This is a genomic window from Agromyces mangrovi (assembly GCF_030296695.1).
Classification (GTDB): Bacteria; Actinomycetota; Actinomycetes; order Actinomycetales; family Microbacteriaceae; genus Agromyces; species Agromyces mangrovi.
This window is the reverse complement of record NZ_AP027737.1, coordinates 756,078-770,066: the sequence shown is the minus strand read 5'-3', so window position 1 is coordinate 770,066 and position 13,989 is coordinate 756,078. Positions and strand designations below refer to the sequence as shown.

The 13,989-nt window shown below is 73.2% G+C and carries 10 protein-coding genes; 6 read left to right on the top strand and 4 right to left on the bottom strand.

The window, feature by feature from the left end:
* Positions 1-65 precede the first annotated feature (65 nt).
* The 3 genes from ddaH to QUE38_RS03630 all read left to right on the top strand — a co-directional run bounded on the left by ddaH (position 66) and on the right by QUE38_RS03630 (position 5,361).
* Positions 66-1,256: a dimethylargininase gene (gene ddaH / locus QUE38_RS03640; protein WP_286310260.1), complete on the top strand. Its 1,191-nt coding sequence runs from the start codon at positions 66-68 to the stop codon at positions 1,254-1,256.
* 353 nt (positions 1,257-1,609) lie between these two features.
* Positions 1,610-3,559 (top strand): ABC transporter ATP-binding protein, encoded by a 1,950-nt coding sequence (locus QUE38_RS03635; protein WP_286310259.1) that lies wholly within the window; start codon positions 1,610-1,612, stop codon positions 3,557-3,559.
* A complete protein-coding gene (locus QUE38_RS03630) occupies positions 3,556-5,361 on the top strand; it encodes an ABC transporter ATP-binding protein (RefSeq protein ID WP_286310258.1) in 1,806 nt (601 codons plus the stop codon). The genes QUE38_RS03635 and QUE38_RS03630 overlap by 4 nt, the downstream gene beginning before the upstream one ends.
* Position 5,362: 1 nt before the next feature.
* On the opposite strand, the gene QUE38_RS03625 is transcribed toward QUE38_RS03630, so the two are convergent.
* Both QUE38_RS03625 and QUE38_RS03620 read right to left on the bottom strand, forming a co-directional pair.
* On the bottom strand, positions 5,363-6,817 hold the full coding sequence (locus tag QUE38_RS03625) for a DUF3376 domain-containing protein (protein WP_286310257.1): 1,455 nt from the start codon (positions 6,815-6,817) through the stop codon (positions 5,363-5,365).
* Positions 6,790-9,009, bottom strand: coding sequence for a patatin-like phospholipase family protein (locus QUE38_RS03620; RefSeq protein WP_286310256.1), 2,220 nt, complete (start codon positions 9,007-9,009; stop codon positions 6,790-6,792). Before QUE38_RS03620 ends, QUE38_RS03625 begins: the two co-directional genes overlap by 28 nt.
* A gap of 172 nt (positions 9,010-9,181) precedes the next feature.
* On the opposite strand from QUE38_RS03620, the gene QUE38_RS03615 reads away from it, so the two are divergent.
* Both QUE38_RS03615 and QUE38_RS03610 read left to right on the top strand, forming a co-directional pair.
* The gene (locus QUE38_RS03615; protein ID WP_286310255.1) at positions 9,182-9,856 is read left to right on the top strand and encodes a response regulator transcription factor; all 675 of its coding nucleotides are present in this window, start codon (positions 9,182-9,184) and stop codon (positions 9,854-9,856) included.
* The gene (locus QUE38_RS03610) at positions 9,856-11,751 is read left to right on the top strand and encodes a sensor histidine kinase (RefSeq protein WP_286310254.1); all 1,896 of its coding nucleotides are present in this window, start codon (positions 9,856-9,858) and stop codon (positions 11,749-11,751) included. Before QUE38_RS03615 ends, QUE38_RS03610 begins: the two co-directional genes overlap by 1 nt.
* Here QUE38_RS03610 and QUE38_RS03605 read toward each other — a convergent pair.
* Both QUE38_RS03605 and QUE38_RS03600 read right to left on the bottom strand, forming a co-directional pair.
* A complete protein-coding gene (locus QUE38_RS03605) occupies positions 11,748-12,104 on the bottom strand; it encodes an MGMT family protein (protein WP_286310253.1) in 357 nt (118 codons plus the stop codon). The genes QUE38_RS03610 and QUE38_RS03605 overlap by 4 nt on opposite strands.
* A 1-nt stretch (position 12,105) precedes the next feature.
* Entirely contained in the window at positions 12,106-12,558 is a 453-nt protein-coding gene (locus QUE38_RS03600) for a GNAT family N-acetyltransferase (protein ID WP_286310251.1), read from the bottom strand.
* 187 nt (positions 12,559-12,745) lie between these two features.
* On the opposite strand from QUE38_RS03600, the gene QUE38_RS03595 reads away from it, so the two are divergent.
* Positions 12,746-13,963: an NADP-dependent isocitrate dehydrogenase gene (locus tag QUE38_RS03595; protein WP_286310250.1), complete on the top strand. Its 1,218-nt coding sequence runs from the start codon at positions 12,746-12,748 to the stop codon at positions 13,961-13,963.
* Positions 13,964-13,989: the final 26 nt, after the last annotated feature.

Here is a 13,989-nt window from a genome sequence, read left to right as displayed (position 1 = left end):
ACCGACTCCGTCGAGCTTCCCCCGCCCGCACGATCTCGCCGCGCGACCGCGTGCACGGGCGGCGCGTGCTCGCCGTGTTCGCCTCCGCGGCGGCACCGGCGGCGATCGGCCTGGTCGCGGCGCTGCTCGGCGTGTTCATCGCCGGCGGCCAGGCGCCCACGGTGTTCGGGCAGGTCGGCGGTCATTTCGTGCTGCTCGCCACGCTCACCTTCCTGCTGCTGTCGGCCGCGAACGCGGTCGGCGCGACGCGCGCCTGGTTCCTCGCGGCCGCCGCCGGGCTCACCTCGGCGGGCCTCGCAGCGCTCGTCGGCACCACGATCACGGTGCTCGCGGGCGGCGCGGCGCCCGACCTGCGCATGTTCGCGTTCGTGCTCGGTTCGCTCGTCGGCATCAACCTGGTCTTCATCGTCTCGGTCGTCGCCGCCGAGGTGTTCGTCGCGCCGCGGGTGCTGCGGTCGGTGCTCGCGCACGCGCCGCGCCGCGGCTCGACCGAGCAGCGCCTCGCGCTCGTGCGCATCCCGGCCAGCAACCTCGACGAGGCCGAGCTCACCCACCTCGAGCGGGAGCCGGTCGACGCCGAGCTGGCCGACGAGCAGTGGGACAACTACTGCGCCGCGCTCGTCGCCGAGGGATGGCGCACGGTCGAGGTCGACAGCGCGCCCGACCTCGCCGACTCGGTCTTCGTCGAGGACCAGGTGGTGCTGTTCGACGACCTCGCGGTGATCACGCGATCGGGCGCGGAGTCGCGGCGGGGCGAGGCGGAGGCGGTCGAGCGGGTCGTGCGGTCGCTCAAGGGCGTGCAGGTGGCGCACATCGCGGAGCCGGGCACGCTCGACGGCGGCGACGTGCTGAAGGTCGGCTCAACGGTCTACGTCGGCAGTTCGTCGCGCACGAACGCCGAGGGAATCCGTCAGCTGCGGGAGTTGCTGCTGACCAGCGGATGGACCGTGGTCGCCGTACCCGTGACCCGCACGCTGCACCTGAAGAGCGCCGTCACGGCGCTGCCCGACGGCACGGTGCTGGGACACCCCGACCTCGTCGAGCACCGCGACCTGTTCCCCCGGTTCCTCGAGGTGCCCGAGCCGACCGGGGTGGCCGTGGTCGAGCTCGCCGACGACACCGTGCTGATGGCGTCCTCCGCCCCGGAGACGGCGGCGATGGTGTCGGGCCTCGGCTACCGGGTCGTCACGGTCGACATCAGCGAGTTCGAGAAGCTCGAGGGATGCGTGACCTGCCTGTCCGTGCGGGTACGCTGAACCGGTCCGCAGAAATCCCTTGCACACGCGCGAGACGCGGGCGTATCCTGTAAGGCTGCCCGCCGCCGTCCACCAGACACGCGCGGGCACAGGGACATCCACCACAAGCGCCCGGGAGGAAGCGATGAAGACGACAGATGGCATGACTGCCGGCACCGGCCCCGTCGGCGGGGTCGTCTCGCTCATTCGACCCGGGCGCCGCGCGGCCTAGCGCCGCGCCCGCGGCCGCACTCGGCGGCCGCCCCTGCGGCTCCTCGCCGCAGCCCCGACGGGACGCCGCGTTCCCGTCGCGTTCCCCACCTCGCACGACCCGGGCGCCCTCGCGCGCCCGGCCGCCCAGAAGGACTCCCGTCATGCCCGCCATCACGGCCGACGACCGACCCGATTCCCCGACTCCGCCGCCGCGGCTGAGCACGCCGCGCACGCTGGCGCGCCTGTACCCCTACGCCCGACCCGCGGTGCCGTTCCTCGCGCTCGGCACCGCCGCCGCGATGATCGCGAGCCTCGTCGCGCTCGCCATCCCGCAGGTGCTGCAGGTGCTGGTCGACGGCCCGCTCTCCGAGGGCGACCCCGGCCAGATCGTGCCCGCCGTGCTCGTCGTGCTCGCGCTCGGCATCACCGAGGCGATCATGATCGCGCTGCGGCGCTGGTTCGTGCTGACGCCCGGCACGCGCGTCGAGGCCGAGATGCGCAACTCGCTCTACGCGCAGCTGCAGGACCTCCCGGTGAGCTTCCACGACCGCTGGCCGAGCGGGCAGCTGCTCTCGCGCGCGGTCTCCGATCTCGGTCGCATCCGTCGCTGGCTCTCGTTCGGCCTCGTGCTGCTCATCGTCAACCTCGTCACGATCGTCGTCGGCGTGGGCATCCTGATCTGGATGAACTGGCTGCTCGGCCTCGTGTTCATGGTGCTCTCGCTGCCGCTGTGGATCATCGGGTTCCGGTTCGAGGGCCGCTACTCCGAGGTCGCGCGCCGCAGCCAGGACCAGGCCGGGGACCTCGCGACCGCCGTCGAGGAGTCGGTGCACGGCATCCGCGTGCTGAAGGCCTTCGGTCGCGGCAAGCACGCGCTCGGCACGTTCACGGCGCAGGCCGAGGAGCTGCGCGGCACCGAGATGGAGAAGGCGAAGCTCGAGTCGAACATCTGGCTCTGGCTGCTGCTCATCCCGAACGTCGCCCTCGCGGTGTGCCTCGTGCTCGGCGTGTGGCTCGCCTCGATCGACGTGATGAGCGTGGGCCAGGTCGTGGCGTTCTTCGCGACCGCGACCGTGCTGTCGTGGCCGATCGAGTCGATCGGCTTCCTGCTCGCGTTCGCGCTCGACACGCGCACCGCGACCGACCGCTTCTTCGAGGTCATCGACGAGGTCAACCAGATCACCGACCCCGAGCGGCCGACCACGGTCGACGCGCCGCGCGGCGAGCTCGCGTTCGAGGGCGTGCACTTCCGGTATGCGGATGCCCCGGGGCACACGCCCGACCTGATCGACGGCGTCGACCTCCGGCTGCAGCCCGGCGAGACCATGGCGCTCGTCGGACTCACCGGCAGCGGCAAGTCGACGCTCACGTCGCTCACCACGCGCCTGTACGAGGTGACCGGCGGCGCCGTGACGCTCGACGGCGTGGACATCCGCGCGCTCCGGCGCGAGGAACTGCGCACGCACGTCGCGATGGCGTTCGAGGACGCCACGCTGTTCTCGGCGTCGGTGCGCGACAACGTGCTGCTCGGCCGGCCCGAGCTGGCGGGCGACGACCCGGCCGTGCGGGCCGAGGCGGACGCCGTGCTCGCCCAGGCGCTGCAGATCGCGCAGGCGCAGTTCGCGCACGACCTGCCCGAGGGCGTCGACACGAAGGTCGGCGAGGAGGGCATGAGCCTCTCGGGCGGCCAGCGGCAGCGCCTCGCGCTCGCACGCGCGGTCGCGGCGGACCCCGCGGTGCTCGTGCTCGACGACCCGCTCTCGGCGCTCGACGTCGAGACGGAGGCCCTCGTCGAGGACGCGTTGCGGGAGATCCTCGCGACGACGACCGCGCTCGTGGTGGCGCACCGCCCGTCGACGGTCATGCTCGCCGACCGGGTCGCGCTGCTCGAGGACGGCCGCATCACCGCGGTCGGCACGCACTCGCACCTGCTCGCCTCGAGCGAGCACTACCGCTTCGTGATCTCGTCCCTGGAGGACGAGGAGCGCGAGCGGAAGGCCGAGGAACTCGACACGGCCGCCATCCCGATCATCGGTCCCGATCCGCGCGACGGGGCCGGCAGCACCGCGCAATCCGAGACCGGCATCGAGGAGCAGGAGGTGACCCGATGAGCGTCGTCGGCGTACAGGGCGAGGAGCGGCACGACTTCACGAAGGAGGAGTCGCGGCAGATCCGCCGGCGTTCGCTGCGCCTGCTGGGCTCGCTGCTGAAGCCCCTCCGGTGGCAGGTGGCGTGGACGGCGCTGGTCGTCACGATCTCGACGGGCGCGCAGGTCGCTGGCCCGGCGCTGATCGGCTACGGCGTGGCCGAGGGCCTGCCGGCCCTGCTCGACCAGGACTGGCTGCCGCTGGCATGGGCCGGCGCGGCGTACCTCGCGACCGCGGTCGTGGGCGCGCTGCTCGTGGCCGTCTACATCCGCCAGTCGGCGCGCATCAGCCAGGCGATCCTGATCGACCTGCGCAAGCGCGTCTTCCTGCACACCCAGAAGCTGAGCCTCGAGTTCCACGAGTCGTACACGTCGGGCCGCATCATCTCGCGTCAGACGAGCGACCTCGACGCGATCCGCGAGCTGCTCGACTCGGGCATCAACCAGCTCGTGCAGGGCGTGCTGTACATGTCGTTCACGGCGATCGCGCTGATCGCGCTCGACTGGCAGTCGGGCCTCGTGCTCGCGGTCGCGCTCGTGCCGCTGTTCGTGCTCACGCGCTGGTTCCAGCAGCGCTCGCAGGTGCTGTTCCGGCGTTCGCGCGAGTCCTCCGCGAAGCTCATCGTGCACTTCGTCGAGACCATGACCGGCATCCGGGCGGTCAAGGCGTTCCGCAAGGAGAAGCGCAACGAGCGGGAGTTCGGCGACCTCGTCGAGGACTACCGCGACGTGAACGCGAAGGTCATCCAGGTGTTCGGCGTCTACGACCCGGGCCTGGTGCTCATCGGCAACGTGACGGTCGCGATGGTGCTGCTCTGGGGCGGCTTCCGCGTGGTCGACGGCTCGCTCGAGATCGGGTTCCTCCTCGCCGCGGTGCTCTACACCCGTCGGTTCTTCGACCCGATGGAGGACATGGCGATGTTCTACAACTCGTACCAGTCCGCCGCATCCGCGCTCGAGAAGATCTCGGGCGTGCTCGAGGAGGAGCCGAGCGTGCCCGACCCGGTGCGCCCGGTCGACCTGTGGACCGCGCGCGGCGACGTCTCGTTCGACGGCGTCGAGTTCGCCTACACCGATGACCGCGTCGTGCTGCCGACGTTCGACCTCGCGATCCCGGCGGGGCAGACGATCGCGCTCGTCGGGTCCACCGGTGCGGGCAAGTCGACGCTCGCCAAGCTCATCTCGCGGTTCTACGACCCGAGCAGCGGTGCGGTGCGCCTCGACGGCGTCGACCTGCGGGACCTCCACCCGAAGGACCTCCGCCGCGCGATCGTCATGGTCACGCAGGAGGCGTACCTGTTCTCGGGCTCGGTCGCCGACAACATCGCCCTCGGCAAGCCCGACGCGAGCTTCGACGAGATCGTCGCGGCGGCGAAGGCGGTCGGCGCGCACGAGTTCATCGAGGGCCTGCCGAACGGGTACGACACCGACGTGAACAAGCGCGGCGGCCGGGTGAGCGCCGGGCAGCGGCAGCTCATCTCGTTCGCGCGCGCGTTCCTCGCCGACCCGGCCGTGCTGATCCTCGACGAGGCGACGAGCTCGCTCGACATCCCGAGCGAGCGCGCCGTGCAGGAGGGCCTCACGACCCTGCTCGCCGACCGCACCGCGGTGATCATCGCGCACCGTCTCTCGACGGTCGCGATCGCCGACCGGGTGCTCGTCATGGAGTGGGGCCGCATCGTCGAGGACGGCTCGCCGGCCGAGCTGATCGGCGGCGACGGACGGTTCGCGCGGCTCCACGCGGCCTGGCGGGACAGCCTGGTCTGAGTCACCCCCTCCGGGCGGGCGGCCGGCGGGGCGTGTCGTCGGGCGAGAAGTCCGCGCCCGCCCACGCCGGTGCCCACCACAGCAGGTTGCCCCAGGCCACGAGGAACGCGGCGGCCTGCCAGCCGGGCAAGGCGAAGGGAGCGCCCCCGCCGAGCGCGACGGCTGCCGCGACGGCGAGCCAGGCGAATCCGCCCGCGAGCGCCGCGCCCGCGGTCACCCCGACCAGGTCGATCGGCCGCGCCCACGCACGGCGCCACAGCGGCGGCAGCCAGCCGGCGAGCAGCAGCACCGAGACGACGGATGCCGCGAGGCCGAGCACCGCGAGCGGCACCCACCACGGGGCGACGTCGCCGGGTGCGAACAGGGCGAGCGCCTCGGCGGCGTCCGCGGCACCCGATGCCTGCAGCACGAACGGCACCCCGCCGCCGAGGACCACGAGCGTCGTGGAACCCGCGACGGCGCGCGCCCGGGTCGCGCGCGGCGCCGGGCGCACCACGGCCGTGCACGCCCGCATCGCGGCGACCACGAGCACCACGGCGGTACCGGCCGCGAGCAGCGACATGGGCAGGTTGCCGGCGAGGATCGCGAACCCCGCGACGCCGATCGCGGCGAGGGCCCGGAACACCGGTGCGGTCGCCGCCTGCCGGCTCGCGCGCGCGGCGGCGTCGATGCGCTCCGCCGCGGCCGCCCCGCCGGGCGCGCGAGCGGCGGCGTCCTCGCGCACGCCGCGCCAGCGCGCATCGGCGCCCCCGGCCGCCGCGACCAGCCAGACGACGAGGAGTCCGGCGACCGCGAGCGCGGTGATCGCGAGGCCCCACGAGAACGACTCGAACGCGCGCCAGGTGAGCAGCCAGCCCGCACCGCCGACGACCCCGGCGATCGCGGCGGCGCGGGGCGGGTCGATGACCGACGGCAGCACCGCGAGCACGGGGCGCAGCACCGCGAGCACGGCGCCGACGACGATGCGCACGAGCACGCCGCCCGGCCGCAGCGCGGCGCGGTCGATGAGCCGCAGCCCGCGCGAGGCGATGCCGACCAGGTAGCCGGGCGGCAGGTCGCCGAGCGCGTCGACGCCGCCGCGCAGCCGCTCGCGCACGGGCACCGATCCGCGGAACGGCGGCTCGACGACCGGCGGCACACGCAGCGGCTCCGCCGGCGACCAGTCGCATTCGGCGGGCTCGATGACCTCGCCGTCGCGGTCGGCGTCGTGCAGGATCGCGTCCTGCACGATGCGGATCGCGGCGCTCGCATCGACCCGGTTCGGCTCGACGGCGTCGAAGAACCGCACGGCGCCGGCGGCCGCGTCCATGCGCCCCCACAGCCAGTCGTTGACGCGCCAGCTCGCGCTGAGGAAGCCGAGGAAGTTTCCGAGGCCGTACCCGGCGAGCTTCGACTGCGGCGTGAGGGTGGCGGCGTCGCCCGTTGCGGTCAGCCGTTCGAGCAGGTCGCGCGGCACGGCCCGGTCGGCGGATGCGCGCAGCGCCTCCTGCAGGGCGGCCCGCCGCTGGCCGTCGACGAGGGCCGTGAACGCCTCGGGGAGTCCGGGCGCTCGTCGACGCCGATGCTCCAGTAGCGCACGCTGGAGAGCGCCGGCGGGATGCCTGCCGGGCACATGAGCGCCGCGAGGTCGACGGCGCGCGGCGTCGCACCGCCGGTCGGCGCCGCCAGCCGCAGCCATGGGGACTGCTCCGCCTCGGCGGCCGTCTCGGCGTCGAGGTCGCCCATGCGCGCCCGGAGCCGCGCGTTCTCCTCGAGCAGCAGGCGGACGCAGTGGTCGAGCGACGCGTGCGCGCGGGCGATCCCCGCATCGCCCGCGTCGGCGTCGCGCCACTCGTGCATCCACGGCCGCGCGGTCTCGGGCGTGGGCTGGGCGAGCCGCTTGGGGTGCGCGTCGTGCACGAACCGGCGCACCTGCTCGAGCACCCGCGCGGTGGCCCGGTCGCCGTGCGCGACCGCCGTCTCGAGGGCGGCGTAGGCGTGCGCGCGCTCGTGCGGGAAGGCGCGGAACCGGCGGGACCCCGCGGCCTCCGGCACCCGCTCGAGATCGCGCACCCAGGCGAGCACGCAGTTCGCCGCGTCGGCCAGTGCCGAGGCGGACCCGAGTCGCGCCTCCATCGGCTCGGCCGACGCCGCCGCGGTCGCGTAGTCGGCCACCACGAGCTCGGTGAACGCGATCAGCCGCGTGCGCGCGATCGGCAGGTAGCGGTGCCGGTGGGGGAGGTCGGTCGAGACCTGCCAGAGCGACGGCCCCGAGATCGCCTCGGCGAGCTGCTCGGAGACGACGGCGCCGAGCGAGCGCACGTAGGCCGTCCGGCGCGCGTCGACCTGCGGCTCGGACCAGCCGGCACTCTCCACGAGCGAGACCGCCGCGCGTCGGCGCGCCTCGTCCACGCGGCGCTCCGCGTTGAAGCGCTGCACCTCGGCGGTCTCGCGCGAGACCGGCTCCTGCCGGAACATGCGCGTGAACTGGGCGCGCAGCGCGCGGAAGAACTTCGATGCGCCGTCGTCCCAGACCAACTCGTCGTCGGGGCCGGGGTCCGGGTCGGGGTCGAGGAACAGCAGCACGCGGTCGGCGTTGCGGTCCGACGCGCGGGCCCGTGCCGCGCGCATGGCGCGCTCGATCGGCACGTTGTCGAACACCGCGCCGTCGACGATGCGGTAGGGCACGTCGCGCGGCAGCCCGTCGAGGTCGACCGGGTCGCGGTGACCGCTGAACGCGTGGTGGAGGTCGTTGCGATCGGCCGACCGGGTCGCGCCGTCCGCGACCGGCGAGGCCACCTCCGCCGGCTCGAACCCGCCGGGCAGCGACGACGTGGCGCGTGCGGCGAGGGCGAGCCGTTCGAGGCTCAGGTCGTCGTCGTCGCGATCGGCGCCGGGGTCGTGGCGGCCCGGGATGCGGTTCGTCCGCCCGGGCTCGACCCCCGACCGGAACCGGAAGTGCGCGCGGCCCTCGCTGCTGTCGGGCTCGAGCTCCTCGCGGGCGTCGATCGCGGTCGCCGACAGGTCGATGTCGACCTGCGTCGCCACGAGGTCGGGGTGGCTCGGCCGGCATCCGTAGATGTCGCGCAGCCCCAGGTGCACCTCGCGCCGGAAGAGGTCCTCGCCCCGCATGAGCGCGCGGATCTCCGCGTGGCCGGGCAGCTGCAGCAGCCCCCAGAGCCCGCCCACGCCCGACCACATGCCGCGGAGCGCGTCGAGGCTCGCGCCGGCGCGCTGGGCGACCGCGTAGACCACGGCGTTCAGCCCGCCCGCGCTCGTGCCGGCGAGCAGGTCGAACTCCACCTGGTCGTAGCCGGTCAGCCACAGCAGCTCGGCGTACACGGCCGCGCGCTCCAGGACCGCGGGCGTCGGCGGCTCGTCGCCGGGGGTCAGGAGGTAGGCGACGGGGCTCCCGTCGCGCTCGAAGACGCGGATGCGCCGGAAGAGGTCGAGTTCCGCGACCGCGCCGCCGATCCAGACGGCCAGGCTGACGCCGCCGCGCATCGCGAGCGAGACGCGCAGCGTGCGTCCGAACGCCGGGACGGCCCCCGCGGCCGCGTGCGCGAGCCGCGTGTCGCCCTGCACCGGGACGACGGGGACCCGCGGGCCGCCCCGCACCGCCCGTCGACCGTCGGCGGACTCCGTCGCCTCGTCGACCTCGACCGCCATGACCCGCCTCTCCCACCGTCGGATCCCCCCAGTATCCCGCCCGGACACCCGGCGGCGCGCACCCCGAAGGGGTGGCACTTCCGCGTTGCGGCGCGGAACTTCCACGGGAGAGCGCTTCCGCGAGGTATTCTCGACTCAACCGCACAACCCGGCATTGCGGTACGAGGTGATGATGGACCCGCACCACGATGAGGCGCCGGCGCTCCGCGTGGCGATCGCCGACGACGCCCTGCTGCTGCGCGAGGGCATCGAGAAGGTGCTGGCGGATGCCGGCATGGAGGTCGTCGCCTCCGTCGGCACGGCGCCCGAGCTGCTCTCCGTGATCAACGCGAACGAACTCGACGCGGCCGTGCTCGACATCCGCATGCCGCCCGACTACTCGGACGAGGGCGTGAGTGCGCTCGAGCGCCTGCGCGAGTCCGGCTCGACGATCGGCGTGCTGCTGCTGTCGATGTACGCCACGCCCGAGTACGCCGTGCGCGTGATGGGCGCCGGGGCCGGCACCGGGTACCTCCTGAAGGACCGCGTGTCCGAGCCGCAGTCGCTCGTGCGGGCGGTGCAGACCGTCGCATCCGGCGGCTCCGTCGTCGACCCCGAGGTCGTCTCGAAGCTCGTCTCGCGTTCGCGCGCCGACGACCCGATCGCGCGCCTGACGCCGCGGGAGCGGTCGGTGCTCGAGCTCATGGCCGAGGGCCGCTCGAACTCGGGCATCGCACAGGAGCTCTTCCTGGGCGTCAAGACCGTGGAGACGCACGTGCGGAGCATCCTGCAGAAGCTCGACCTCGAGGAGTCGCCCGAGACGCATCGCCGGGTGCTGGCCGTGCTCATGCTGCTCGGGTCGCGGTGATGCCCGCAGGGCCCACGATCCGCTCGCTGGTCACCCGCCGATCGCTCGTGATCGCCGGGGTGATCGCGGCCAGCCTCGCCATGTCGATCGGCGGCTGGGCCGCCACGCCGCCCGACGAGCGGTTCGCCCCCAGCTACGCCACGCTGCACGCCATCGTGCCGCTCGTCTTCGCGATCTGCGCAGCGATCGCCTGGCGGCTCGACGTCGCGCCCGCGGCCGCCCGGCTGATGGCGGTGTTCCCGCTGCTGTGGATCCCGCAGACGATCTACAACGTCATCGCGCCGCTCGGCTGGCTCTGGCCGATCGTGCGCGGCGTCGACCTGCTCTGGGGCGTGCTCGCGGGCGTGCTCGTGCTCATCTACCCGCGCGGCACGTTCGACGACCTCACCGACAGGGCGATCGCGTACTCGGCGTTCGCGGTCTCGGCGGTCAACTTCGCGGCCGTGCTGCTGCTGGCCGTGCCCGACGCGGTGCCCTGCGACTGCGCCCCGAACCCGTACTCGTTCCTCGACGCGCCCACCGCCTTCGCGGTCATCGACGCGGGCTTCCGCCTCTTCGGCGGCGCGCTCGTGGTGGTCGTCGCGATCCGCATGCTCATGCGCTGGGTGCGCGGCAGCGTGCCGGCGCGCACGATCGTGTTCCTCATGCCCGTCGCGCTGCTCGCATGGGCCACGACGCTCGCGATCCAGGTGGTCAGCTACGCGATCGACACCGAGTTCGACGAGGTCGCGGCGACGATCTCGCTCATCGCCATCGCGACCATCCCGGTCTGCTTCGTCGCGGGCATCGCGCACACCCGCAACCTGCGCGCACGCGTCGCCGACCTGATGCGCATCACCCGCGAGAGCGCCGACCGCACGCTCTGGGCCGAGTCGCTCGCGCGCACCCTGCGCGACCCGTCGGTGCGCGTCTACTGGTGGGACGACCGCGAGGGCGCGTACACGGATGCCGCGGGGGAGCCGCTCGATCGCACCGACAGCGCCGGCCGGGGCATGCTGCCCATCTCGTCGCCCTCGGGCGCGCGCCTGGCGCTCATCCGCCACGACCTCGCGCTGACCGACAACACGCGCCTGCTCGACGGCGTCTCGAGCGCGCTGCGCCTCTCGGTCGACAACGGCCGGCTCCGGGCGCAGGTCGAGGCCACGCTCGCCCAGGTGCGCGAGTCGCGCGAGCGCATCGTCCGCGCGGGCCTCGAGACCCGGCGCCGCATCGAGCGCGACCTGCACGACGGGGCGCAGCAGCGCCTGGTGGCGCTCGCGCTGCAGCTGCGCGTGCTCGCCGACCGTGCGGCGGCGTCGGGCGAGGCCGAGCTCGCCGAGCGCGCGGAGGCGGCGATCACCGAGTCGAACGTGGCGTTGCGCGAACTGCGCGAGCTGGCGCACGGCCTGCACCCGAGCCTGCTCTCGGCGGGCGGGCTGGCGCTCGCGGTGCCCGAGCTCGCGGGGCGCTGCCCGGTGCCCGCGACCGTCGACGTCGAGGTCGGGCGGCTGCCCGAGCTGCTCGAGTCGACCGCGTACTTCGTGCTCTCGGAGGCGCTCGCGAACCTGGCCAAGCACGCCCGGGCGACCCGGGTGTGGGTGACGGTCGACATGACGACCGTCGACGTGCCCGACCTCGAGTCCGACGGCGACGGGGCGCACCCCGGCGAGGTCGTGCGCCTCGTCGTGCGCGACGACGGCGTCGGCGGCGCCGATCGGGCGGGCACCGGCATCGTCGGCATGGCCGACCGCGCCGAGGCGGTCGGCGGCTCGTTCGAGATGCAGAGCCCGGCGGGCGGCGGCACCTCGATCCGGGTGGAGCTGCCGCTGGCGGCCCTGCCCGACACGACCACTCCGTCGGCGAACGCGAAGTACGCCGACCCCGCGCAGTTCGCCGACCCGGCGTCGCGCGGCTAGCGTTCCCGCCCGGGTCGCCACCTCGCCCGCGCGAGATCGACGCGGTAGGTCGCATCCGTCGCCGCCGGCAGCACGGGGGTGCCCTCGTCGCGGTAGTGCGCGAGCGCCCGGTCCTCGTGCCCGCTCGGCGGGTGGCCGCCGGCGCGCAGCACGCGCCACCACGGCACGAGGTGACCCGACCGCGCCATGACCGTGCCGACCGCGCGTGCGCCGCGCGAGCCGAGCAGCGCGGCGACGTCGCCGTAGGTCAGCACGCGACCCGGCGGGATCTCGGCGACGAGTTCGAGCACGCGCTCCCCGAAGCCGCCGGCCGGCTCCGGCGGGACGGCCGGCTCCTGCGGAGCATCCGCCATCTCAGAGCGCGAGGGTGCCGATGATGTCGCCGTACTCCGACTCGCCGACGTCGCGGAAGCCGATGCGGTGGAAGAACTCGCCGGGGCCCTGGTCGCCCGGCTCCCACATCACGGTCACGTGGTCGAAGCCGCGCGCCTTCGCCTCGCGGGCGAGCGCCTCGGCGAGGAAGCGGCCGACACCCTTGCCCTGCACGTCGGCGTCGACGTTGATGCGCCACAGGCAGGCGCGGAACTCCTCGCGCTCCTCGTCGGGGTCGAAGTTGCCGTGGATGAAGCCGACGACGCGGTCGCCCTGCAGCACGACGCGCTGCCACGTGGTGGCGGGGTTCACGACCGTCGTCTCTGCCGAGTAGGTGACCGGGGCGACGAACTGCTCCTGGCCGGGCTTCAGCGAGAGGCTGTTCGCGGCGACCACGTTCGAGGCCGACAGTTCTTCCAGACGCAGATCACCCATACACGCAAGGGTAGCCGTTCCGTGCCCGATCCGGCCCGCGGATGCCTCGGGGCCGCGCCTCGCGACGTCATCGAACGCCCCGGCAACTGTCTCGATGTCGAGAGAATCTCCGGAACCGGTAAGCTGGTCGGCGGCGAGATCCCGCCCATCCCGACTTTCCACTCCCGATCCCAAGGAGCGCACCGACTTGAGCAAGATCAAGGTTGCAGGCACCGTCGTCGAACTCGACGGCGACGAGATGACCCGGATCATCTGGCAGGCGATCAAGGACCAGCTGATCCACCCGTACCTCGACATCGACCTCGAGTACTACGACCTCTCCATCCAGAAGCGCGACGAGACCGACGACCAGATCACGGTCGACGCGGCGAACGCCATCAAGCGGCACGGCGTCGGCGTCAAGTGCGCGACCATCACGCCCGACGAGGCGCGTGTCGAGGAGTTCGGCCTGAAGAAGATGTGGCGGTCGCCGAACGGCACCATCCGCAACATCCTCGGCGGCGTCATCTTCCGCGAGCCGATCATCATCTCGAACATCCCGCGGCTCGTGCCCGGCTGGAACAAGCCGATCATCGTCGGCCGCCACGCGTTCGGCGACCAGTACCGCGCCACCGACTTCAAGTTCGAGGGCGAGGGCACGCTGACCATGACCTTCACCCCGAAGGACGGCTCCGAGCCGCAGTCCTTCGAGGTGTTCCAGTCGCCGGGTTCCGGCGTCGCCATGGGCATGTACAACCTCGACGAGTCGATCAAGGACTTCGCGCGCGCCTCGCTCAACTACGGCCTGGCCCGCGACTACCCGGTCTACCTCTCGACCAAGAACACGATCCTGAAGGCCTACGACGGCCGGTTCAAGGACCTCTTCCAGGAGGTCTTCGACACCGAGTTCAAGGAGAAGTTCGAGGCGGCCGGCCTCACCTACGAGCACCGCCTCATCGACGACATGGTCGCGGCGAGCCTCAAGTGGGAGGGCGGCTACGTCTGGGCCTGCAAGAACTACGACGGCGACGTGCAGTCGGACACCGTCGCGCAGGGCTTCGGCTCGCTCGGCCTCATGACCAGCGTGCTCGCCACGCCGGACGGCAAGGTCGTCGAGGCCGAGGCGGCGCACGGCACGGTGACCCGCCACTACCGCCAGCACCAGCAGGGCAAGCCCACCTCGACCAACCCGATCGCCTCGATCTACGCCTGGACGCGCGGCCTCGCGCACCGCGGCAAGCTCGACGGCAACCAGGAGCTGATCGACTTCTCGCACACGCTCGAGGACGTCGTCATCACGACCGTCGAATCGGGCGCCATGACGAAGGACCTCGCGCTGCTCGTCGGCGGCGACCAGCCGTACCAGACGACCGAGGAGTTCCTCTCGACCCTCGCGGCGAACCTCGAGGCGCGCCTGGCCGCCTAGGCGGAACCGCTCGAGACGGGGTCGGA

Bases quoted from the DNA above. Each gene is read 5' to 3' on its own strand.
- QUE38_RS03635 (WP_286310259.1), top strand. From the start codon at position 1,610: ATGCCCGCCATCACGGCCGACGACCGACCCGATTCCCCGACTCCGCCG.
- QUE38_RS03630 (WP_286310258.1), top strand. From the start codon at position 3,556: ATGAGCGTCGTCGGCGTACAGGGCGAGGAGCGGCACGACTTCACGAAG.
- QUE38_RS03620 (WP_286310256.1), bottom strand. From the start codon at position 9,009: ATGGCGGTCGAGGTCGACGAGGCGACGGAGTCCGCCGACGGTCGACGG.
- QUE38_RS03615 (WP_286310255.1), top strand. From the start codon at position 9,182: ATGGACCCGCACCACGATGAGGCGCCGGCGCTCCGCGTGGCGATCGCC.
- QUE38_RS03610 (WP_286310254.1), top strand. From the start codon at position 9,856: ATGCCCGCAGGGCCCACGATCCGCTCGCTGGTCACCCGCCGATCGCTC.
- QUE38_RS03605 (WP_286310253.1), bottom strand. From the start codon at position 12,104: ATGGCGGATGCTCCGCAGGAGCCGGCCGTCCCGCCGGAGCCGGCCGGC.
- QUE38_RS03600 (WP_286310251.1), bottom strand. From the start codon at position 12,558: ATGGGTGATCTGCGTCTGGAAGAACTGTCGGCCTCGAACGTGGTCGCC.